The sequence below is a fragment of the uncultured Marivirga sp. genome, from assembly GCF_963974845.1.
Taxonomy (GTDB): Bacteria; Bacteroidota; Bacteroidia; order Cytophagales; family Cyclobacteriaceae; genus Marivirga; species Marivirga harenae.
Window position 1 is genome coordinate 77,755 of sequence record NZ_CAXBEQ010000008.1, and the last position, 22,337, is coordinate 100,091.

20 protein-coding genes are annotated in these 22,337 nt (G+C 36.4%); 19 read left to right on the forward strand and 1 reads right to left on the reverse strand.

The features are described 5' to 3' along the window. Positions 1-53 precede the first annotated feature (53 nt). The 19 genes from AAC601_RS16325 (at position 54) to AAC601_RS16415 (ending at position 21,473) form a co-directional block, all read left to right on the forward strand. Positions 54-1,271 carry a TlpA disulfide reductase family protein gene (locus AAC601_RS16325; protein ID WP_303270710.1) on the forward strand — a complete coding sequence of 406 codons (1,218 nt, stop codon included), beginning with the start codon at positions 54-56 and terminating at the stop codon, positions 1,269-1,271. Then, positions 1,271-1,903 carry a hypothetical protein gene (locus AAC601_RS16330; protein ID WP_303270711.1) on the forward strand — a complete coding sequence of 211 codons (633 nt, stop codon included), beginning with the start codon at positions 1,271-1,273 and terminating at the stop codon, positions 1,901-1,903. Before AAC601_RS16325 ends, AAC601_RS16330 begins: the two co-directional genes overlap by 1 nt. Beyond that, positions 1,884-2,576, forward strand: coding sequence for a DUF2490 domain-containing protein (locus AAC601_RS16335; protein ID WP_340153852.1), 693 nt, complete (start codon positions 1,884-1,886; stop codon positions 2,574-2,576). The genes AAC601_RS16330 and AAC601_RS16335 overlap by 20 nt, the downstream gene beginning before the upstream one ends. A gap of 587 nt (positions 2,577-3,163) precedes the next feature. Further along, positions 3,164-4,516 carry a M28 family peptidase gene (locus AAC601_RS16340; RefSeq protein ID WP_303270713.1) on the forward strand — a complete coding sequence of 451 codons (1,353 nt, stop codon included), beginning with the start codon at positions 3,164-3,166 and terminating at the stop codon, positions 4,514-4,516. Between the two features lie 163 nt (positions 4,517-4,679). After that, complete coding sequence (locus tag AAC601_RS16345; protein ID WP_303270714.1) at positions 4,680-5,417, forward strand: head GIN domain-containing protein; 738 nt, start codon at positions 4,680-4,682, stop codon at positions 5,415-5,417. A gap of 108 nt (positions 5,418-5,525) precedes the next feature. After that, the gene (locus AAC601_RS16350) at positions 5,526-5,735 is read left to right on the forward strand and encodes a hypothetical protein (RefSeq protein ID WP_303270715.1); all 210 of its coding nucleotides are present in this window, start codon (positions 5,526-5,528) and stop codon (positions 5,733-5,735) included. Between the two features lie 196 nt (positions 5,736-5,931). Further along, positions 5,932-7,134 carry a GAF domain-containing protein gene (locus AAC601_RS16355; RefSeq protein ID WP_303270716.1) on the forward strand — a complete coding sequence of 401 codons (1,203 nt, stop codon included), beginning with the start codon at positions 5,932-5,934 and terminating at the stop codon, positions 7,132-7,134. A gap of 455 nt (positions 7,135-7,589) precedes the next feature. Further along, entirely contained in the window at positions 7,590-8,057 is a 468-nt protein-coding gene (locus AAC601_RS16360; RefSeq protein WP_303270717.1) for a DUF4440 domain-containing protein, read from the forward strand. Between the two features lie 119 nt (positions 8,058-8,176). Continuing rightward, positions 8,177-9,367: an NAD-dependent epimerase/dehydratase family protein gene (locus AAC601_RS16365; RefSeq protein ID WP_303270718.1), complete on the forward strand. Its 1,191-nt coding sequence runs from the start codon at positions 8,177-8,179 to the stop codon at positions 9,365-9,367. A 715-nt stretch (positions 9,368-10,082) separates the two neighbouring features. Continuing rightward, positions 10,083-11,759: a hypothetical protein gene (locus tag AAC601_RS16370; RefSeq protein ID WP_340153853.1), complete on the forward strand. Its 1,677-nt coding sequence runs from the start codon at positions 10,083-10,085 to the stop codon at positions 11,757-11,759. A gap of 236 nt (positions 11,760-11,995) precedes the next feature. Further along, positions 11,996-13,045: a DUF4407 domain-containing protein gene (locus AAC601_RS16375; RefSeq protein ID WP_303270721.1), complete on the forward strand. Its 1,050-nt coding sequence runs from the start codon at positions 11,996-11,998 to the stop codon at positions 13,043-13,045. 128 nt (positions 13,046-13,173) lie between these two features. Then, positions 13,174-14,079 carry an oxidoreductase gene (locus AAC601_RS16380; protein WP_303270722.1) on the forward strand — a complete coding sequence of 302 codons (906 nt, stop codon included), beginning with the start codon at positions 13,174-13,176 and terminating at the stop codon, positions 14,077-14,079. Between the two features lie 78 nt (positions 14,080-14,157). Continuing rightward, entirely contained in the window at positions 14,158-15,189 is a 1,032-nt protein-coding gene (locus tag AAC601_RS16385; RefSeq protein WP_303270723.1) for a serine hydrolase domain-containing protein, read from the forward strand. Positions 15,190-15,445: 256 nt separating this feature from the next. After that, complete coding sequence (locus tag AAC601_RS16390) at positions 15,446-15,958, forward strand: lipocalin family protein (protein ID WP_303270724.1); 513 nt, start codon at positions 15,446-15,448, stop codon at positions 15,956-15,958. Positions 15,959-16,139: 181 nt separating this feature from the next. Further along, a complete protein-coding gene (locus tag AAC601_RS16395; RefSeq protein ID WP_303270725.1) occupies positions 16,140-16,610 on the forward strand; it encodes a hypothetical protein in 471 nt (156 codons plus the stop codon). Continuing rightward, positions 16,591-17,088 carry a ClbS/DfsB family four-helix bundle protein gene (locus AAC601_RS16400; RefSeq protein ID WP_303270726.1) on the forward strand — a complete coding sequence of 166 codons (498 nt, stop codon included), beginning with the start codon at positions 16,591-16,593 and terminating at the stop codon, positions 17,086-17,088. The genes AAC601_RS16395 and AAC601_RS16400 overlap by 20 nt, the downstream gene beginning before the upstream one ends. Before the next feature lie 85 nt (positions 17,089-17,173). Further along, positions 17,174-18,052, forward strand: coding sequence for a hypothetical protein (locus AAC601_RS16405; protein ID WP_303270727.1), 879 nt, complete (start codon positions 17,174-17,176; stop codon positions 18,050-18,052). Between the two features lie 549 nt (positions 18,053-18,601). Beyond that, positions 18,602-20,668: a hypothetical protein gene (locus AAC601_RS16410; protein WP_340153854.1), complete on the forward strand. Its 2,067-nt coding sequence runs from the start codon at positions 18,602-18,604 to the stop codon at positions 20,666-20,668. Positions 20,669-21,110: 442 nt separating this feature from the next. After that, the gene (locus AAC601_RS16415) at positions 21,111-21,473 is read left to right on the forward strand and encodes a hypothetical protein (RefSeq protein WP_303270729.1); all 363 of its coding nucleotides are present in this window, start codon (positions 21,111-21,113) and stop codon (positions 21,471-21,473) included. A 54-nt stretch (positions 21,474-21,527) separates the two neighbouring features. On the opposite strand, the gene AAC601_RS16420 is transcribed toward AAC601_RS16415, so the two are convergent. After that, positions 21,528-22,328 carry a hypothetical protein gene (locus AAC601_RS16420; RefSeq protein ID WP_340153855.1) on the reverse strand — a complete coding sequence of 267 codons (801 nt, stop codon included), beginning with the start codon at positions 22,326-22,328 and terminating at the stop codon, positions 21,528-21,530. Between the last annotated feature and the right edge of the window lie 9 nt (positions 22,329-22,337).

Below are 22,337 nucleotides of genomic sequence, written 5' to 3' on the forward strand. Positions count from 1 at the left end.
TTACTTTAGAGCTAAATCTTAAACCCATAATCTCTATTTTAAGTTAAATCATCATGAAATATTTATCCCTATTAGCTTCTGTATTATTGTTAGCTTGTTCACCTCAGCAAGAAAAAATCGAACTATCAGGTGGATGGATTGGCGAAATAAGCATGCAAGGCAAAACAATGCCTTTTGAAATGAAAATTCAGGAAGAGCAGGAAGGAGACATCACTGCGACTATTATTAATGGTGAGGAGAAAATAATATTAGATGAAATCGCAAGGAATAACGATTCACTTCATATCCCATTACACATTTTTGACATCACATTAGATTTAAAAATTGGAAATAATGTATTAGCAGGAAGTTATACAAAGCATTACGAAACAGATTATGTGTTACCAATCACATTTCACAAGGGGGAAAATAGGTTCATAAGAAACTCGCAAAAGAAACCCGCAGATTTTAGCGGAAAATGGGAGGTGACTTTTATAGAACCTAAAGAACAGGACACTACAGAAGCTGTGGGGATTTTTGAACAAAATGGACAAGATATTAAAGGCACTTTCCTGACTCCACTGGGAGATTATCGCTATCTAGTTGGATTTGCAGACGGTAATCAAATGAAACTAAGCACTTTTGACGGCAATCATGCTTTTCTCTTTGAAGCACAACTGGAAAATGATAATACGCTTACAGGAGATTTCTATTCAGGAAAGGATTGGTATGAAAGCTGGACCGCCTTTAGAAATGACGATGCCGAATTACCAAATCCAGATTCCTTAACCTACTTGAAAAAAGGTTATGATAATATTTATTTCAGCTTCCCAAATTTAGAAAAAGAAAAAGTGAGCATAAATGATGAAAAATATCAGGATAAAGTAGTGATAGTGCAAATATTCGGCACATGGTGCCCAAATTGTATGGATGAAACCAAATTTCTCACTAAATGGTATGATGAAAATAAAGACAGAGGAGTTGAGATTATTGGATTGGCTTATGAAGCCAAAGATGATTTCGAATATGCCAAAAGCAGGGTAGAAAAAATGATTAATAAATATGAGGTAAAGTACGATTTCCTTATAGCAGGAACCAACGATAAAGAAGAGGCCTCCAAAACTTTGCCAATGCTTAATCAAGTAATTTCATTCCCGACCATGATCATCCTTAATAAAGACGGAGAATTAGTGAATATCCACACTGGATTCAATGGACCTGGAACGGGAAAATACTACGATGATTTTGTTGCTAATTTCAACGCTAAAATGGATAGTTTGCTACACCAATAATGAAAGTTTTTCACAAATACATGGTCATTGTTGTTGCTCTGTTAGCATATGCAAGTGCGGTTTCTGCTCAGGAAATAGGTGAAAAGCATGAGAATGAGGAGCAGATAAAACAAGAAGAATTTCCAAAACTTGCTTTAGAATTAATTAAACCAATTCTCGAAAAGGGAAAAAGGACTAGATTTTTCAAAGAGTATGAGAAAGACACTTACTTTTTTGAAGTGAAAACTATCTACAAAAAAGAGAAAATCAGTATAAAGTTTTATAAAGATGGCAACCTCTTGGATATAGAAATCTTGAAAGATTTCAAGGATTTACCTGAAGAGATCCAAACCGGAATTAAGCAATATTTTCAATCCAACTACAAAAACTACAAGTTTAACAGAATCCAAATCCAATATAATAGAGAAGAAGAATATGAAGATGGGCAGCTGGAAATTGACGATGACGAGGAGTATGTAGAAGAATTCCTAGAAATGGATTTAGAAGATTTAATCATCAAATACGAAATTGAAGCGGAAGTTGTCATCGAAAAAAATGAGCGAGGCTTTTTTGAGTTTCTTTTTGATGCGGAAGGAAATATAGAGGGAATCAAAAAAATCATTAAAAGGGCTGATGACAACGTACTTTACTAATTTTCTCTTAGTGTCTTTCCTTTTTATATCCCTTTTGGGAAAAGCTCAAAACAAACCTTCTCTTCGGTGGGAACCCGGTATTTCGATGACCAAAAAAATTGATTCCAGATGGAGCTATAATTTGTCGCTCTCTGGCAGACAGCGATTTACAAATTATGGAGAAGGTGAAAAAAACATAAAAACGGATCGCTGGGAAATAAAATCCTTTGGTACCTATACCTTACTGGGAGGTAAAAAAATAAGCTTGGGTTATATGTATAGGACCGTTGATCCATTCGAACAAGAAAGTGGATGGGAACACAGAATAACACAACAATTTGCCTTTATCACCAATTTTGGTGGGTACAGGTTGGGAAACAAATTCAGAATAGAACAAAGAATCCGGTCTAGTAATTATTTGACTAGACTTAGATATGCTATTAGCAATGATTTTCCTCTGCAAGGAGAAAGCCTTGACCCAAAAGAATTTTACTTGATCAGTGGAAACGAACTAGTTTATGCATTTAACAGAAGAGGAACTGAATTGGAAAACAGATTTTCTCTGGGAATCGGTAGACTGATTCAAGGAGGACAAAAAATTCAATTTTCCGTTGCGAGTCGTTATAGTGACTTAGTAAGTGATAATCGAGACCATATCATTCAATTCGAAAGCGTTTATTACTTTAGTTTATAATATAATAATGCCCCTGTGGAAAACTTTCCCTCATGTCTTCTTGTTTGACCTTTTAAAGCTGTAATTTTGCAGTATCCTCAGGGTGTTAAACAAATTTTGGTGAACCTAACAAGTATGACAATACCGGGTGAAGCAAACCTGTAAAGCCAGGCCTCATCCCGACTTCGGTCGGGACCTCGTTTCCCGTAAGGGATTCAGGATAACAGTGGAAGGCTGATCGGGCAAGCAGCCCAAATCCTGTAATAATCGGGGTTCACGCAATTTCTTTGATGCTCTGAGGTTTTTTTGTTCTAATGTAGGGTGAAGGATGTTGGATGTTTGAAATTCAACGACTATTCAACCACATTTCTATTTATTTCAACTTATCTCTACTTTGTTTCCTTTTCATAGTCCGTTGCAGTCCTTAGATACTGACCAAATTTCGAGCTATTGCATTCATCAGCAGATCAGCACATCAGCACATCAGCACATCAGCAAATTAATAAATCATTAAATCCCCCACTCATCAAAGATGAAGTTCATTCCGCAACAATTTTCTTACTTTTTGCTTTAGCAATTCATATATTCAAAAAAAAACATTCCAAACTATGAAAAAATATATATTTACTTTGACCTTGGTCGGACTTTCTTACTTGGGCTTTAGTCAAGTCCCACAGGAAATAGATGTGCGACAATATGATATAGTAGAAGCAGTGTCTGCGGATAGAATTGAAAGTGATATCAGAACTCTAGCAGGTTTTGGTACTAGAAATACTTTTTCGGATACAGTTTCCAACACCAGGGGAATTGGCGCTGCCAGGCGCTGGATCAAAGCTGAATTCGACAAAATCTCCGAAGAATGTGGTGGGTGCTTGGAAGTCTTTTACCAAAAAGATTTTGTAACAAAAGAAGGTAATGGAAGAGTGCCGAAAGACGCTTGGGTAGTAAATGTAGTCGCAATTCAAAAAGGGACTGATTATCCAAACAATCATGTTTTAATGTCAGGAGATATTGATTCCCGCGCTAGCAATACGATGGATTATGAAACAGATGCACCAGGCGCCAATGATAATGCTTCCGGTATGGCGGGCACTATTGAAGCCGCCCGAGTGCTATCTAAATACAAATTCAAAAACAGTATCGTTTATGTAGGCCTTTCGGGTGAAGAGCAAGGCTTATTTGGTGGAGCTGGATTAGCAGAATATGCCAAAAAGAATGAATGGAACATCATTGGTATATTAAACAATGATATGATAGGCAATATTGAAGGTGTAGATGGTGTTATCGACAATAGAACTTTCAGGATATTTTCTGAACCTGTACCTCCTACTGAAACGGACAGAGAGAGAACAATGCGCAGATATTATGGCGGGGAAGTGGACGGAATATCCAGACAATTAGCTAGATACGTTCATAATCAAGTGAAAACCTACATGCCAGAAATGAACCCAATGATGATATACAGATTGGATAGATTTGGAAGAGGTGGACACCACAGACCTTTCAATGACTTAGGCTTTGCAGGAATCCGAATAATGGAAGCACATGAGAATTACAACCGACAGCATCAGGATATAAGAGTCGAAGATGGTATTGCATATGGTGATGTGGTTGAAGGAGTAAATTTTGATTACGCCAAAAAGCTAACTGCTGTCAATGCCATTTCACTTGCTGGTTTAGCTTGGGCACCACCTGCTCCAAAAAATGTGGGGATAGGAGGAGTGGTAGAACCTTCTGCAAAATTGGCTTGGGACAAGTCAGATGATGAAAATATACTAGGTTACAAAATCTATTGGAGATTGACCACCTCTCCAACTTGGGATAATTTCAGATATGTTGGAAAAGTTAATGAGCATACTTTAGAAGGTATTGTAATTGACAATTATTATTTCGGAGTGGCGGCAGTAGATAAAAATGGAAATGAATCGGTAGTGGTATTTCCAGAAAGAGTAATTAGGTAAATAGTTTAATTTATGAATTTTTAGAAAGGCTTGCTAAATCAGCAAGCCTTTTTTATGCAACTGCAAATATTAATCGATGAAAATATGTAATTTATCTTAATTAATTACATTAGTCAACATTCTGATTATTAGTTCGTTTGATTATCATCACCAAAAAATTTAGATGATGAGAAAATCAATTTTTACTCTAGGAATTCTATTCATATTAATCTCGCCTGCCTTAAACGCGCAAGTTAACAACTATAATGTGATGAATATTGTGGACTTCCATAGTATCAGCGTGAATTCAGCTTATACCGTTTATGTGAAACAGTCCAACAAAGAGGAAGTGAGAGTAGAAGCTGAAAAAGAGATTTATGATTTAACTGAAATCACTGTACAAGAAGGAGTATTACATATAAATATTAAAAGAGACGATTCCAAATCAAGTAAAAGTATATGGCAGAAAATTGATAATATAAAATTGATGCCCACCTTAAAAGTTTATGTTTCGATTAAAGACGTACAAAGCTTGTCGGTAAATGGCAATGGAAAACTCATAACTGAAAATTCAATCGCATCTGACAAGCTCTCCCTTTTAGTCGCAGGAACTGGTAGTATGGAAGTAGATATAAAAAGCAAAAGCATAGACGCTAAATTAACAGGACCAGGGAGTTTAACTATTAAAGGATATGCTGATAATATGGACATAGAGAACAGTGGCGCAGGAAGCATTGAAGCTTATGACTTTGAGGTGCAAAATTCAAATGCGAGACTATATGGTTTAGGATCAATGAAAATTAATGTATCGAATAAATTGGATGCTAAAATTTACGGAAGCGGTAATTTGTTGGTAAAAGGAGCTACCAAAGAAATCGTCAAAAAAGAATATGGCTCAGGTTTGGTAGAAAGAAAAAATTAATTCGTTTTGCAGAATACAGCCTTAAAATTTGAAATGTAACCATATACGCTTCAATGCTGTATAATATAAGACAGAAGTTTTTATTTTAATCCTTTAAAACAAAGTAAAATGTCAACGATAAAAGATAGAACGCTTAAAGAACTAGAAAATAAAGTGCACGATTTAGAGAACTTTATTGCGAAAAAAGGAATTGGCTCTAGTTATTTATCCAGAGCCGAGAAAATTCAAAGAAATTTCAATATCGGACTTTTCGTAGGTGGAGTCGCCTTAGTTGGTGGAGTAGTAGCCTATACGCTATTGAAATCTGATGATGAATAGATAAATTATAATTGAAAAGAAAGGGAGCTTGTTGAAAATAATCAACAAGCTTTTTTTATAACATCTCAATAAGATTCTATAATTAAACAGTCCCTAACTATGCCTAAGCTGTCCCATCCATTTAAACACCCCTTTTTTATGAAGAGAATATTTTAAAATATAGAATATCTAGACTAAATTTACTTAAAATTGGTAAATGGACAGAATAGATATTTTAGGCGATGAATACGATCGTTACAAATTATTTACGAAGGATCTACTAGATGAAACTGACGATGCCGAGCTGCAAGAAATAGTAAAGGAAGCAGCGAAAGAATTAAACACGCCTATGGGATTAGTGAGCCTAATCCTAGAACAAATTCAATTCTTCAAAGCTCAGACTGGCTTACCAGAAATTCTAGAAACTTCCAGAGGAACACATAGAGACGCATCTTTTTGTCAATTTGTAGTCCGTGATGAAGAAATATTCGAGGTGACTAATGCTGCTGAAGACCAAAGAATACCTCAACATGTTGTTAAAGAGTTTAATATCCAATCGTACCTAGGAGTTCCTATAAAAATAGATAATGTCGTTATTGGTTCGCTCTGCGTGCTGGATACCAAGACTAGGAACTTCACTCAGAAGGAACGTCAGATGCTTTACAAATTATCTGAAAAAGTTAATCAACGACTTGAGACCCTCACTAAAAGTAGGAAACAAACTAAGCTCGATCTTACTTACCGAACATTAAATCCTGCTTTTAGCGAAATATCGGATTCGATAAGACCAATTCAAAAACTGATTGATTCAGGTCATTCTAACGTAGCTACAATACGGTCTTTTCTAAACATCGCTAATCAATTCATATCGATTAAGAGCCAAAATTCAGAAACAATCAAAATGTCATTAGAAGCCGCTATTGAGGCTAATGAGCTAATAGAAGATAGAATTCTTAACATTGAAATGAACGTACTGAATAGTATTGACAGTTTAGACGCACTAAAAAATCTACTTTCCAATTTTTCAGAATCAGAAATCACAAAAATTTTAATTTCTGCTCAGGACTTAACTCGTAATGCAACAAAAGCCGTAGGCGGATTCCCTATGCCAGATATAGACGATGAAGTCATCATTCAAGCGAAAGCTGATCTAGCTATTGCTCTAATTTCAAATTGTTTATTGATAGTGTCAGCAGAGCTTAAAGAAGTAAACTCTACTGCCGGAATTCAGCTACATGTGAACCAGAAAAATGAATTTATTGATTTAGAGTTCACATCAACAGACTTAACTAAAGAAGCGGCACATAAACTTTTTAATCAGCTTAATTTACTAATAGGCACAAGTCAACGTTCAATTGTATTAAAAGAAAAAAGTAATGGAATTACTATCAGCTTGAAAATAGTCAAAAGCAGCACCTGATACTTTTCTTGAGACAGGGAAAAACGACCTCCATTTTCTCTTTTCAACCAATCCCAAAAATAGTTAACCAAATAAGGCTCAAAATTAACTACATCTCTTCTCGATAAAACCATAAAACCTATAAAGAAATTAGTAAACTATAATAATTGATTGCACTGATGGCAATCAATTTTAGTGATTTTACCCAATAGGACGAAGAGGCAGATAACCCTAAAAAACAGCTAAAGCCGGAATGAACTATTGAATCCGATGCAAAGAAGGCGGTTTTGATGCTCAATTAATTAAAAATTTCAAAATCTCATACCATATTAATCCTAAGCAGACTATTTCATGGGACGTTGACAACACATTATTTCAAAAACACTTATGTAATTTCAAGCGAGCTTCCTTTTAATCAAAAAATAGCTGCATATTTCGATATACAATCATTACATTTAAACTGATCAACTAAACTTATGAAAAATCTATTTATAGCGGTATCCATCACCTTATTATGTTCATGCCAAACGCAAACTAAAGAACAGCAACCCATTACTGAACAAGAAATTCAGATTGCGAAAGACCTCATTCAAGGATCATTCGATGATTTGTGGGCAGGAGTAGATTCAACTAAGATTAGTAACTACCATACCGATGATTTCATTATTTTAGAACAGGGCGAAATATGGGATAATGATAGAATAAAAGAATATATGCGGAAGCAGTTGGCTCGGACTGAAAGACCCAAGCGAACAAATCGAATGGAATATATTGCGATAGACAAATACGGTGAGTCAATTCAAATCGCATACTATAACTTCGCTGAATTTACTCAAGCCGATACTTTAGTGGGTGAAGCTAAATGGCTAGAAAGCGCACTGGCCGTTTCAACAAAAGAAGGCTGGAAATTAAAAATGATGCATTCCACCTGGGCTGGTGATTGATACTTCAACTTCATTTTAAAGATCGACCTACTAATTCCAAAGATAAAATCTTGTGAAAAGCCATTTATTCAGATAATTCAATATTTTTATAAGTGATTTAAGTTTTAGATAAAAAAGATATGAAAAAGGAACAATCTAGAAGAGAATTTATTGTAAAAGGGATTAAATCTGCAGTTGTTATTCCCTTTTTATTTACGGGTTTAAATGCTTGCAATAATAGTTCTAAAGAGAAAAGAACTGATTCAACTTCCGAAACAAAAGCAAAGTCTTTAAAAATTCTGATTCTCGGTGGCACAAGTTTTTTAGGTCCGCATCAAATTTCATACGCGATGAAAAGAGGACATTCCATATCTACATTTACAAGAGGGAAAACAAAACCAACAGTTCATCAAGATTTATTTGATCATGTTGAGCAGCTTATAGGTGACAGAAAAGATGATTTAACTGCTTTGCACAATCGTAAATGGGATGTAGTAATTGACAACTCAGGACATGATGCAGAATGGACAAGAAAATCAGCAGAGTTGTTAAAAGAAAATTGCGATTTATATGTTTATACCTCGTCAACAGGAGTTTACTATCCTTATATAGATAGCGATTATAAAGAAGGTGCAAAAGTATTGCTAGAAGAACCGGAAGTCATTACAGATGAGGAAGAGAAAATAGAGTATTGGTATGGCGTAATGAAAGCAAACTCTGAACTAGAAGCGATAAAACAGTTTGGAAAAGATAAATCTTTAATAGTTAGGCCAACTTATATGATAGGTCCAGCAGATAAATCAAACAGATTTATACATTGGACTATTAGGTTAAGCCAAGGAGGAGAGGTTTTAGTGCCCGGAAAAGAAAAGGACCTAGTTCAATATATTGACGTTAGAGATGTAGCGGAGTGGATGATTCGCTTGATAGAAGATAAAAAGAATGGAACGTACAATGCGGTAGGGCCAAAAGAGAAGCAGACTATGTATTCTTTTGTTGAAGAAGCAAAGGAAGCATTCCCTGCAAAAACCACCTTGGTTAAAATAGATGATTATGAATTTCTGAGAGAGCACAATATCTCTGACCTAGTTCCTTGGATCATGCCTACAGGAAAAAATGCAGGATCGGCAAAAGTAAATAATGAGAAAGCAATCGCAAACGGTTTATCGTTTAGACCACTTGCAAAAACGGTGAAGGATACTTATGACTGGTGGAATTCCGAAACAGTGTCTCAAGCGCAACGAGATAAAGTTGAGCTGGATCCAAAATCCGTATTAGTAAGAGAACGTACTATTCTTACCGCTTGGCAAAAGTTGACAGCTACAACATAAGGCAACTTAAATCCTTAGGAAACTAGTGGGATAAGGATGTAAGATTAGCTAGGATTCTCTTGAGAAATAAAATATGCCTTAAAAACAGCTTTCAAACATATTTAGAAGGTCTTCTTACAGAGTCGATCATGTAGAAACCCTGAAATCAAAAGGTTTTTACATATTTTGAGGTTTTAGATTCTATTTATAGAAATTAAACATCAAATTATATTTTGTAGTTTCTGTTTTTTCTTTTGGCTACTATATAACAAGACTAAAAACTAGCTAAAGCTGGAGATTTAACCACAGAAGAATCAAAAGAAAACAAAAGAACAGCCAAAGGCTGTTTAACCCTGGCTCATATCCTGTAACACAGGACCATTTTGTTATCTTCTTTGAAGTTCAGTTCAATAGACTGCGGTTACTTGATCAAAAAGAAAGAAATAATCAAGACAAAAATAAGCTTCAACCCACATCCTCGTCTGGCTTGTCTGCACAAGCAGGCACGCATTCCTGCCTGCCAGCAGGCAGGTTTGTCCTCCTACCCACACTCACAGATCAAAATTTTATTTGGATCAATGGAGTTGTAGTATTTTTCATGAGTCCCCTAGCTAACCGTGCCTTTGCAACAGTGAATAGCTACTTTACTACAGTCTGAGAACATCTTATTTTATGTACGGAGAATTATATGTTATCTTAGCCATGAATAAATTTCAGAATTAATAAATCCAGCCATTTGAAAACTATAAATGCACTCCTCCTATTCCTAAGTATTATTATTGTTGGCTGCCAAAATAATGATAGAGCAAAGAATGCGGAAAGCAGCTCCAAAGAAGTAAGCTACTCCTCCAATGATTATGAGGCTTTGGTTTCTCTATTTAAGGAATGGCGAACATTTGAAGAACCTCCCCTACTTGACGGTGCTCCTGATTACACCAAATCTAGCTTTGAAAAGCGCTTGCCAGCATTCAAAGAGTTACAAGCCAAGCTCCAATCCATTGATACCAGTGGCTGGTCAACTGAAAATCAAGTAGATTGGATGATTATCTGGGCTGAAATGAATGGATATGATTTTAACCATAGAGTGTTAAAACCTTGGACTCGTGACCCTACTTATTACAAAACAGTTTGGAGTCATCGAAGTGATGTGCCTGCACATGAAGGTCCTACTCATCATGCTACAACAGAATTATGGACATATACTTTTCCGCTTTCCACTAAAGAAAGAGTCCGTTTAATGGAGGATTTAAAAGTCATCCCTCCACTGAATGCACAAGCGCAGCAAAACTTGACAGGAAATGCCCGAGAATTGTGGATTGCTGGCATAAGAGATATCAAAGAACAAAGTACCGTACTTACCGAATTAAAAAATGATTCGCTGATTAAAGAGGATAAAGAATTAGTCTCCATTATCGATCAAGCCATTACTTCCACTGATGACTTGGCTAGCTGGTTGGAAAAAGAAGGGCAAACTAAAACAGGTCCTTCAGGAATTGGTAAAGAAAATTATAGCTGGTACTTACAAAACGTACACCTGGTTCCTTTGAGCTGGGAGGATGAAGTAATGCTCCTTAAAAGGGAGCTCGCCCGTGCCTGGTCTTCGCTAAAATTAGAAGAACATCGAAATAGAAATTTGCCCGAATTGAAAGATGCTGATTCTCCAGAAGCTTATGATAAAATGGCAGATGAGGCCGCAAAAAGTTTGATCCAATTCCTGGACGAACAAGAGATAGTGACGGTGAAACCTTATTTTGAACCGGCACTTCGAGAGCATTTGGGCGAGTACTTACCAAAGGATGAACGAAATTTCTTCACGATCGGTGAGCATTACGATCCACGTCCCTTATACTCTCATTTTTATCACTGGTTTGAATTAGCCAGAATGGATACGGAACCGCATCCAAGTGAAATTAGAAAAGGTCCCTTGTTGTATAATATTTTTGATTCCAGAAATGAAGGAACTGCCACAGCAGTGGAAGAAATGTTTATGCAGGCTGGTCTTTATGATGACTCGCCAAGAGTCCGTGAGATTGTTTACATTATGATTGCCCAACGGGCTGCCAGAGGCTTGGGGTCCTTATATGCGCATGCTAATGAAATGACCATGGAAGAGGCCGGTGGTATTCATACGAAGTACACTCCGCGTGGATGGATGAATACTGAAGAAGAACTACTCATTTTTGAGCAGCATTTGTATTTGCGCCAGCCGGGTTATGGCACCAGCTATATCACGGGTAAATATTTACTAGAAAATGCGATGGCTGAATATGCCAGATTAAAGGAAACTGATGAAGAACCATTTCAACTTAAAGACTTCTTTGATACACTAAATAGCATCGGAAATATTCCGATTTCATTAGGACAATGGCAAATGACGAATTCCAAAAGTCATCTGGAAGAGATTTCTGAGTAGAAGTAAATGCTGAGACCACAAGAAATCATTCTAGCGGCTGATAAAACTTTAAATTTAAGAGCTCTCAAAAAGCTATTTCAGCAGTAACTTTTGGAAAAAACTGATCAATTTTCGGACAGTCCTCCTGTACAAAATTGAACGATCAGTTTCAAGAAAGCCTGCCTAAATGAATTCAAAGCGGATGGCACCACTCTTGAGGGAAGCTAATATTTCATAAAAACCATCGTTTACTGCTCATGGAAAAGCTTCAACGTTTCTTTTGGTATTGCTCTGGTGCCAATACTGAATTATTAAACCAGTGCCCTACGGATTCCAGCAAATATGTAGGCATTGGAGCCACTATTCTCTTTACCGGATTATTTGCTGCCCTATCTGCTGCCTACGCCTTTTTTACCGTTTTCGATAGTTACCTAATCGCCAGTATTCTGGGTTTAGTCTGGGGATTGATGATTTTTAACCTGGATCGCTTTATCGTCACAAGCATGCGCAAGACAACAAAGAAAGAGGAATTCGTAATGGCAATTCCACGCTTGATTTTAGCAATCTTAATTTCCATCGTGATTGCGAAACCTTTAGAGCTGAAAATATTTGAAAAGGAAATCAATAGCGAACTTTCGGTGATGCAAGATGAAATGAAAGCAACACAAAAAGAAAACATTTTTGAAGAATATGCTCAGCAAAAAAGCACAGTGGATCAAGAATTGACTGACTTGAAAAGCGAAATTAAAGCGAAAGGACAAGAGCGAAATGAATTGCGTGACATTGCGCGCAAAGAAGCCGATGGAACTGGTGGAACGATGAAAAGAAACCCTGGACCTATCTACCAAATCAAGAAAGCGAATGCTGATCAAGTAGAAAAAGAACTTCAAGAGTTAATTCAGCAAAACAATCCAATCATCGCCAATAAAATCTCTCAACTTCGTCAATTGGATTCCTTGCAAACTGCAGCTCTTTTAGCTGTTGACAGTAAAGACATAGGCGGTCCAGCGGCAAGACTGGAAGCTTTAGATCGATTAGCCACCAAAAGCAGTGCTATATGGTGGGCCAATGCCTTTATCGTATTGCTTTTTATCGTAATTGAAACCAGTCCGATATTCGTAAAACTCATCTCTAAAAAAGGCCCTTATGATCATTTGCTATTTCATGAAGAATACAAATTCGAGACCGGAGCCTATAAAAACAGAGCTTTTATTCACGATGAACTCAAAAAGCAATCTGCCTCTTTAGCTCATAAAGAAAAAGAGTTCGTCACTAATCGCTTAGATGTAGATTTAGACAAGGCTTAAAAGCAAGGCATTTTCATTTATTAGGATACTGTTCTGGAACCACTTAACTTACTAACATTCAATCCGTACCCATAACAGGAGCATTAGCGACTTAGCTAATAATTCAATAATCACTTTAAATGAAAAACATGGAGAATCTCAAAAACCTCCCTTCACAAGAAGGACGAACCATAATTGTAACCGGAGCGAATACAGGCCTAGGGTATGAAACTGCGCTATTCTTAGCGGAGAAAGGCGCAAAAGTGGTTATGGCTTGTCGTAATTTGAAAAAAGCCACTGCCGCCAAGCAAAAAATTGAGCAGGAAATCTCCACAGCTGACCTAGAAGTAATGGAAATTGATTTAAGCAGTTTGGACTCAGTCCGTAATTTTGCTAAAAATTTCCTATCTCAATATGATCGATTAGATGTTTTGATAAATAATGCGGGTGTGATGATGCCACCCTTTACCAAAACGGATGATGGCTTCGAATTGCAGTTTGCGGCCAACTACTTAGGGCATTTCCTACTTACAGGTTTGTTGCTAGATACAATGCTTAAAACACCCGATTCAAGAATTGTTTCCTTAAGCTCTATCGCCCATAAAAACGGCAAAATCAATTTTGATGATTTGCAAAGTGAACAAAAGTATTCTGCCTCTGATGCTTACGGACAATCTAAGCTAGCTTGCTTGATGTTTGCCTTTGAATTGCAAAGGAGATTGGAAAAAGCAGGTCACCAAAACACCATCTCCACGGCTGCCCACCCAGGCGTTTCAGATACAGAATTGGGCAGGCACATGCCTAAATTACTATTCAATATTTTAAGATATACAGTGGGACCTTTTCTTACTCATGCTCCAAAAGAAGGTGCTAAACCCACTATTGTGGCCGCCATAGGAGAAACAGAAGGAGGCGATTATTTTGGTCCGACTGGCTTTAGCGAAATGAAAGGGAAGCCAGGAAAAGCCAAAAGCACTAGCTTAGCAAATGACGAAGCTCAGGCGAAAAAACTATGGGAAGTATCTGAAAAATTAGCAGATTTAAAGTTTTTGTAAATAAAATCTCTAAGCTTTAAGTGACAATAAGCTTCTAATTCGTGATATTTACTTCGTATTATCACTTTTTAAGATCAAATGGACAAGAAAAAAGCGAAGCTAATTGTAAGGATATTATTGTTTGTCGGCACCGCAATCTCTTTATACTTTGTACCCTGGCCAGTAGTTTTTGCATGGCTTAGCCCTTTACCGAATTCCCTACAGGAACAAGTCGATAGAGCTGGCGATTATGGTTTTGATGGCATTATAGTTTATGTAGATAAAAAAGGAGAAGCACCTAGGTCATTCACTTCTGGTTATAAAAACAGAGCTACTAAAACTCCTGCAGATCCGAATTCGCTTTTCAAAATCGCAAGTGTGGACAAATTATATACCGCACTCGCTATTGCCAAGATGTCAAGAAGCGGACAGCTATCATTAGACCAAAGTCTAGCTTTCTATTTACCAGAGCTCAAGGGTAAAATAGAATATGCAGATGAGATCAGCTTGAAAATGATGGTGCAACACCGATCAGGCATTCCCAACTATACCAATACCCACCTTTATTGGGTGGCTCCAAAAGAGTCAGACGAGGAAAAGTTGGGTTTAATACTTAATTTACCTGCGAACTTCAAGCCTGGCGAAGATTACCAATATTCCAATACCAACTATCTCCTCCTAGGTAAAATAATGGATGAAGTCTTGGGCTATGACCACTTCCAGTATATTCAAGAGGAAATACTAAAGCCATTGGACCTCAAAAATACTTTTGCCTCCATTCAGGATGTGGATTTAGCCGATGTCATGAGTGGATATTATGTTGGCTATGAACAAGATTTAAAAACTGACAATGTAGGCTCTATGCTGGCAACTGCTGCAGATCTCAGTACATTCATTAGAGCTTTAAATGAGGGCACAATATTTACAGACGAGGAAGAGCAAAAAATTTATGCTTCCATCTATGAATTTGAACATACGGGTTTAATCCCAGGCTATCAAACCATCGCAAAATATCACCCTGAAATGGATGCTGTAGTGATCCAATTTACCAATACGGTTAACTTTGACGGTTACAACTGGAATTTATCTGAAGTGATGTATAGTCGTGTTGTGAAAATTTTAAAAGATTGAATCTTACAATTTGTAGATTAATAACTAAGCTGAACATCCTGTATAAATCATGGCTGTAAGTAGGTTATTGTTAGTTTCGTTCTTTGTAGATAGCCCACCAATCTGCAGGATTGACTTATTTGTAAAACGTAATTTAATCAGCCAATCCTGCGGATTGCCTCAATAGTTAGCGCGAATTTTTATATATTTAAACAGCCATGAATTTATAGAGTGGCGTTAGCGGGGATTATCCCCTCACCCTAAAACCACCATATAAATGCATAAGAATTCTATTTTTCTATTCCTCGTATTGTTGACTTTACAACTCTCATGCTCCAAGCCTGAGAAACCACCTTACGAACTCCCAACGAATGCGAAATTTCTGTTAACCGGAGACTCAACTAAAACATGGAAATTAGCCCGTAGATTCAATAATAAAACTCGGATGAACATGGGAGATTGTTTTTTATCTCACAGAGAAACGTATAAGGGTGACATGACAATGCATAACAACTCTGGTGAAAATAGAGATTGCGGAGAAAGTCTTAACGCGACATGGGAATTTGCGAAGGACAAGAAAGGAAACTACTACATTAGAATTGAAAGCCAGCAGTTACCAGCACTGATGAACATTGAAAAGAATTACAAACTTTTTAAGGTTCTGCGACTAACGGATGAACAGATGACATTGCAGTTTAATCACAAGCAATTTTCCAGCAAAACAACAACTATTACAGACATTTATGTTCCTGAGAATGCTTTGATCAATGACCGAGAATTTCATTGGTAAAATCTCGCTAACAAATGATATGAATGAAGGGGTTTCATCGGTCAAGAAATTTTAGTGCTACTTGGAAAGTCCGCCACAAATTGTAAATTTATACTACTGTATGGCTATCTGCGAGAGGAAAGGCTAGTGCTTTCTATTCCCCACTCATCATGGCCTAAACGTCAAGCCTGATTAAGCTGAAATGACAGAAAAGGAGAACCATATAAAATCAAATCTTGAAATTCTCAGAAATGAACTTGATCAGCTTTTTGACTTTTTTGAGAATGGCCTAGACTATCATAAAATGGTTTATGAATTCTGGAATGCAAAGGACATTCTTGGACATATAACCTTTTGGCACGAGAGTTTTGCGAGGAATATTTCAGATTTAGGCAAGGGCATTCAACCCAAACCCTTAAAAGGGAAACTTTCAGAAGTTAACATACAAAGTGTCGAAACCACAAAAAACGAATCCATCGCAAGTCTAATCAAACGATTGAAAGCGGCCCAAGCCACCATTGAAGAATTCATATTTGATGATACCATAAACCTAATACCCTATAAGAAGGGTTCACGGGATTATTCAAGGAGCGAGCATTTAGAAGTAGTATCCCACCACATTCATAAACATTTAACAGACATTTCTAAAAAATATGGCACGACCAAAGAATAAAGCTGATTTGCTGAATTTGAGCAAAAAGAACTTTGAACTTCTGATGGATTTCATTGAAAGTTTATCCGAAGAAGAACAAAAATCTCCTTTTCCGAAAGGAACAATGAATCGAAATATTGGAGATGTACTCATGCATCTTCACCATTGGCATTTAATGATGATTGATTGGTACGCGCAAGGAATGAAAGGAGAAAAACCAGATATGCCAGCCAAAGGATACACTTGGAAGACAACTCCTGAATTAAACAGCTGGATTTGGGAAAAATATAAGAACACCCCTCTTGAAGATGCCAAGAAGAATTTCAAATCAAGCTACGAAAAAATTAGGAGTTTAATTGAGAAACATAGTGATGAGGAACTATTTGAAAAGAAAAGATACAAATGGACTGGAACTACCTCACTAGGTGCCTACCTTGTATCGGCTACTTCAAGCCATTATGACTGGGCTATAAAACTTATTAAAAAGGCGAAGAAGTGAAAAGGAGAACTCAGAATGTCAATGCGATAATGCTTCCTAAACGGTCCCGCTATGAATATACAAACCGTTATAATCCTACAGAAATATGAAAAATATAGGTCTTATTATATTTTTACTGATATTATCGACTACAGCTCAAGGTCAAGCTAATGAATTCAGAAATCAAAGGGCCCAGTTCACTGCTTTGAATATTGGATTTAATGGGCTAATTGGCGGGCTAGGTGGCTTAATCAATAACAATGGAAATAAATCAGGTTTTCAAGCATTTACCAAAGGATTTTATCAGGGAGCTATAGGAGGTGCTGTTAGTCATATTGGATTCTCATTAACGCATCAAGTACAAAAACAACGCAATATTTCTTATGCCTGGCCCGCAAGAATTGTGAACTCCCTGGGAAGCTCGATTATTCAAAATGCTGCTGAAGGCCATAGAATGTTCGAACGCTTACACCTCAACCTGTATATTACGCGCTTGGAATATTATCCTTACCAAAAGAAATTTAGGGGAAGGCTCTTCACATCATCCATTTATGGTATTTTGGTTGCTGGTAGGAATGCAAAGCTCGATGTAAAAAAATCCCTGCAAACGGGAATCCTATATTTTGAGACTTCTCAATATTTTTCTTCTGCAATCGGCAGCGGAAGTGCCACTGGCCAAGTAAGCTCAATCGGTATGAGCAGTGGCTTTTCTGATGATAGATATTACAGCACCTACGCTCACGAAGTAGCTCACATCCTTCAATATGACAGAATGGTAGGGCCTAATGCCTTTTTATACTCTTTTGATCAAAATTTAAAATCTAAATACGCGCTTTACAAAAACCTCTCAAAATTCATATACTTTGATTTAAACGGCCCTATATTCTTTCTGGCCTATAAAGCTGCAGGATCAACACATAACTGCAACTTTTTTGAACAAGAGGCAGAAAATTATAGCAACAGGGTAGCCTATACATGTAATTAAGTTCTTGAATAGACGCTATTGGGTCAATTCTATATTTGTAAATATCTAGCTAAGGGATGAAACTTGACTCATCTATATACACAATGAACAAACTGACAGGCTAACATACCATAAACACCTCCTTCAAAACCAACTTCCGTCATATCATTTCGCATTTCCTTTAAATTATTTGTCTGATCCTGAAATAGCGAACTCTAATCAAGCAATACCCTCAACCCAAAAAATTGAGAATCTCATAGACCAGCGGAAAAACCAATCATGAAGCATCTGTTGAACGTTCGCAAATCAATATTCATAGCTATATTTAAGCCGTTCATAGAAATAATAAAGCCGATCCAAGGAAAAGTATAAATAAATCTCGTAATTAGAGTATTCAACTAAATCCTACAAAGCCCGCCTGACGAATATTCAAAATGGTTTTTAGGGGATTTAGGGTGTATTAATAATGTAGATATACTGAATATATTGGGCTATCGACAATTGAATAATAATATTTATCAGCAATTTTGATAGCCAATTGTTGTGTAGCATTAAAAACAAAGAGACTAAATGAACAGTAAAAATATCTCAAGAACAGCAGCAATTATATTTTCTGAAGAAAGCTCTGCAATAAAGTCAACTACTGTTCAACGTAAGATAATTGAATCCCTTTTTGTTGAGAATGACAATAAAGAACTCACTATTGACCAAATAATTGATGAACTTAAATCGTCACTAGAATTAGACTTTGATACCGAAGAAATTTACAGCCTGATCAACGATGAAAAGAAATCCAACTTTGACATAAGGCTTGACAACTCATTCAAGGAGAACTACTTAAAACTTGAAAATAAAAGATTCGCACTCTTAAAAGAAAGAGAAAAAGAAAATTCCATATTCCCACATATTGAGAGATTTCAATCATCAGTTTATGAAGGGGAATTAAATACTAGTAAACTTGATGAGATTCTACACAAATACCTATATGAACTTCTAAATAAGAATATTCAAGCATTTAAGAAAATTGCAAAGAGCTCTAATTCTACTGACAATCTGTACATTGATCCAAGCCTCTTTACTGTAGCGGAGCGACTAGCTATAAATCAATTCATTGAATGGGAAGATAATGAGAAGAACAAAGCAATTTTTGCCCTAATTAGTTACTCAATTGAATATGCGGTTATTAACAACCATTACGAAAGTTCAGATATTTTTCTCAAATCTATTAAGGATAAAATATTTTATTTGGACAATAACGTCCTTTACAGAGCAATAGGAATAAATGGTGAAAACCGAAAAAATCGAATTACAACATTCATAGAAAAGTGTATTTCAGCAGGACAGAAATTTAAAATTTCGTCATTCACAGAAAAGGAGTTCAAGGAAACAATAAAGCATCATATTAAGAACCTTCAAAAAGTCCCTTTCAAAAGAATCAATTATCGATTGTTTTCTAAGTACTCATTAAACCCAAGTATTTATGAATACTATCATAAATGGAAAACTAATAGAGCAACATATGGATTTGACCTTTTCACAACCCATCTTTTTTCGGAACTTGAATCATTTAAGAAGAAGTACAACGTAGAAACGGTTTACAAAATTCCCTTTGATCCAAAAGCAAAAGAACCCGAAAAGAAAATTTCAGAATATCAGGATGAAATAGCGGCTGCGAAAGGTTATGGTTATGAACAATCACATTATTTTGACGCAATAAACACTTACCTCGTAGAAACACTTAGGGGACAGAATCAGAATTCAATAACAGATACTAAGTATTTCTTTGTTTCGACCGACCAAAAGCTAAGGGATTGGGATTTTGCCAGAAATGAGTTTCAACCAATAGCACTAATCCCAAGCCAATGGATGGCTATACTGCTTAAATATCATTCAAGAAGTTCAAACGATTACTCAAGCTTTTTATCTTTTCTAAGACTCAAGACCAATACCCCTGTTATCAAAGAAGACGATTTGCAGACAGTGCTTGCGGGAATAAGTGAGATAACTGAAGATTTTGAAAAACAAGAATCTATCTTGGATAAAATGGTCGAGTTGAAATTTGACGGAATCATGAATGGGGACAATAACCCAGAAGAGATTTATAAGAAAACAATTGATTTCGTTTCTCGCGAGTATGAAAAAGAGCTTGAGGAATTAAATAGAGATAGAAATAAAGCAGAAGAAAATTTCAACTCTGAAAAAATTCAATTTAAAGAAAACTTGTTAAGTGAAAAGGAGAATTCAATCAGTGAACTTGCCAAGCAAAAAATCCCGATTCAAAGACAGGCTGACAAAAGATTTAATCGCTATAAATTAAGCTTTTCACTTATCGTCATATCCTACTTTATAATTTTGGGAATAATAACGTATAAAGTGGGTTGGGAAACTATGGAACCAATAACCTACTTTTTAGGGGCAATTGGGATAATTGCGACCTACCTATACCCTGCTATTTACGGAAAAGACATAAATCCAAAAAAGTATTTTGAAACCAAAGAGTCAGAGATAACATCTAAGGTCTTTTCTGAATTCAATTTTGACTTAGGTCGTTACGAAGAACTTCAAAACGAAAGAGATAATCTTAAAAATGAAATTGAAGAATTAACAACGCTACACAACAATGTATATAAAAAATAGGCGAAACAGCAATAAAATCAAAGCTTTTAGCTTGAATCAAAGTTCGTGTTCAACTGAAAGTTCCGTTCTTCAAATTCGCCTACTTTTCATATACTAAACGTCACCCCCAATAATTAAAACAGCAGAATTACTCACAACCATTTTCATCGAAGGCCCCATAAATTTCCTATTCAGTTTCCCAGGTGCAGTTATCCGTTAGCTTTTAGGCGGAAGAAAGAGGTCTCTTAAAGCCTATTGGAATGAAAATATATTTTTAAACGCATTCATTGGAATTGCCTTTTTTAGCATAATAATTTTAATTGTGATGGTTTCAAGCAACTCATAAAAGTGAAAGTAGACCAAGTGAAAACAGAAGTTTGAAATTAATAAATTGCTTTATAACTACTTAGATATCAAATATTAAGATATATTTAGCAAATCTTTTGCAATAAATCATACCGTCATGAAAATCATAATCCTTGCCACTTCGCTAATATTATTTCTGCATTTTGAAAGCAGTGCACAAACCAAATTCGTGTTGGAACCCTCCCAGAGCATGATTATGACAGGAAAAGGTACTGGTCAAGATGCCACCATAAATCCTTATTTCGGACAAGATTGCTATGCAATCGTGAAAAATATTGGGAAGAGAGAATTCTTTATAAGAGTCCAGCAGGAAGGGAAAGTCATCAAAAAAATCCCGATCCTGAAAGATGAAGTAAAAAAAGTAAAACTCTTAAAAGGCTACGAACTCTACTTAGACCCAAACCCAGAAGGCAGAGCAAAAGCCAGCGTGGACTATGAAAAAATAGTGGCAGAAAAATAGGCTAAACTAGCACACACAAGTAGTGGGTACCCATTTAACCCTCTATTTCTCTCACTATTCAGCCACCTTCACGGCCCCTTCTTTCTTATCAAAAATAGAAGCATCATCTGAGAATTGAATATTAGAAATAGTCGCTTTTCCCAGCTGCTCTGCTAAACCGTTCTTCTCACTCCAGTTCCAGAATTTCCATTGCTGCGCAAAGGGAATATCCTCCACTTTCTTATAATCAGAGTAACTAATAGCATGTGGGTTTTGGGCGGCTTTGGCTTGATCACGTCCACCAAAAGTTACGATATAGGCCATCGCTTCCAATACCTGACTTTCTTCATTCTGATAGACTACATACCAATCATCAGGCGCATCTCCGATATTTTCACCGAATGTCATTTTAGTGGTCATCAAACTGTCATTTTCCTGATAAGGTAACTTTTTAGGTTCCGTATGATGCGTTCCTGGGTCGTTCAATTTAAAAGGCGCCATAAAGAAATAGGACCAAGTCAAGGCATCGAATCTTGCTCCCTCATATAAGCTGTCTTTAGGATGAACCCATATATCATTTCCATCAAATAATAATCGAGTATTCTCTGAATTCTCCACCAGTACTTTAGAAGAATTAGTAGTGGAATAAATCCTAGCATCCAGGCGCTCATTACCTCCAAAAATCAAATTTATGTCAAAGGAAATAATCTTTTCCTCCATAAACGCATCAAGATTATGAGCTTCCTGAATGGATTTAATGATCGGATTAACTTGTTGTGGTACAGCTAAGCTCTGAGGTGAATTCTCTTTTTTATTATCCTTTTGACCTGAACAGGAAACAAATACCAAGGCAATAAGGACTACTAAATTTCTCATAACATTTTT

Excerpts from the sequence above, each read along its gene's own strand:
- AAC601_RS16420 (WP_340153855.1), bottom strand. The coding sequence starts at position 22,328 with ATGAGAAATTTAGTAGTCCTTATTGCCTTGGTATTTGTTTCCTGTTCA.
- AAC601_RS16360 (WP_303270717.1), top strand. The coding sequence starts at position 7,590 with ATGAAAAATCTATTTATAGCGGTATCCATCACCTTATTATGTTCATGC.
- AAC601_RS16410 (WP_340153854.1), top strand. The coding sequence starts at position 18,602 with ATGAACAGTAAAAATATCTCAAGAACAGCAGCAATTATATTTTCTGAA.
- AAC601_RS16350 (WP_303270715.1), top strand. The coding sequence starts at position 5,526 with ATGTCAACGATAAAAGATAGAACGCTTAAAGAACTAGAAAATAAAGTG.
- AAC601_RS16415 (WP_303270729.1), top strand. The coding sequence starts at position 21,111 with ATGAAAATCATAATCCTTGCCACTTCGCTAATATTATTTCTGCATTTT.
- AAC601_RS16365 (WP_303270718.1), top strand. The coding sequence starts at position 8,177 with ATGAAAAAGGAACAATCTAGAAGAGAATTTATTGTAAAAGGGATTAAA.
- AAC601_RS16380 (WP_303270722.1), top strand. The coding sequence starts at position 13,174 with ATGGAGAATCTCAAAAACCTCCCTTCACAAGAAGGACGAACCATAATT.
- AAC601_RS16390 (WP_303270724.1), top strand. The coding sequence starts at position 15,446 with ATGCATAAGAATTCTATTTTTCTATTCCTCGTATTGTTGACTTTACAA.
- AAC601_RS16355 (WP_303270716.1), top strand. The coding sequence starts at position 5,932 with ATGGACAGAATAGATATTTTAGGCGATGAATACGATCGTTACAAATTA.
- AAC601_RS16405 (WP_303270727.1), top strand. The coding sequence starts at position 17,174 with ATGAAAAATATAGGTCTTATTATATTTTTACTGATATTATCGACTACA.
- AAC601_RS16385 (WP_303270723.1), top strand. The coding sequence starts at position 14,158 with ATGGACAAGAAAAAAGCGAAGCTAATTGTAAGGATATTATTGTTTGTC.
- AAC601_RS16400 (WP_303270726.1), top strand. The coding sequence starts at position 16,591 with ATGGCACGACCAAAGAATAAAGCTGATTTGCTGAATTTGAGCAAAAAG.
- AAC601_RS16335 (WP_340153852.1), top strand. The coding sequence starts at position 1,884 with ATGACAACGTACTTTACTAATTTTCTCTTAGTGTCTTTCCTTTTTATA.
- AAC601_RS16340 (WP_303270713.1), top strand. The coding sequence starts at position 3,164 with ATGAAAAAATATATATTTACTTTGACCTTGGTCGGACTTTCTTACTTG.
- AAC601_RS16330 (WP_303270711.1), top strand. The coding sequence starts at position 1,271 with ATGAAAGTTTTTCACAAATACATGGTCATTGTTGTTGCTCTGTTAGCA.
- AAC601_RS16375 (WP_303270721.1), top strand. The coding sequence starts at position 11,996 with ATGGAAAAGCTTCAACGTTTCTTTTGGTATTGCTCTGGTGCCAATACT.
- AAC601_RS16395 (WP_303270725.1), top strand. The coding sequence starts at position 16,140 with ATGACAGAAAAGGAGAACCATATAAAATCAAATCTTGAAATTCTCAGA.
- AAC601_RS16345 (WP_303270714.1), top strand. The coding sequence starts at position 4,680 with ATGATGAGAAAATCAATTTTTACTCTAGGAATTCTATTCATATTAATC.
- AAC601_RS16325 (WP_303270710.1), top strand. The coding sequence starts at position 54 with ATGAAATATTTATCCCTATTAGCTTCTGTATTATTGTTAGCTTGTTCA.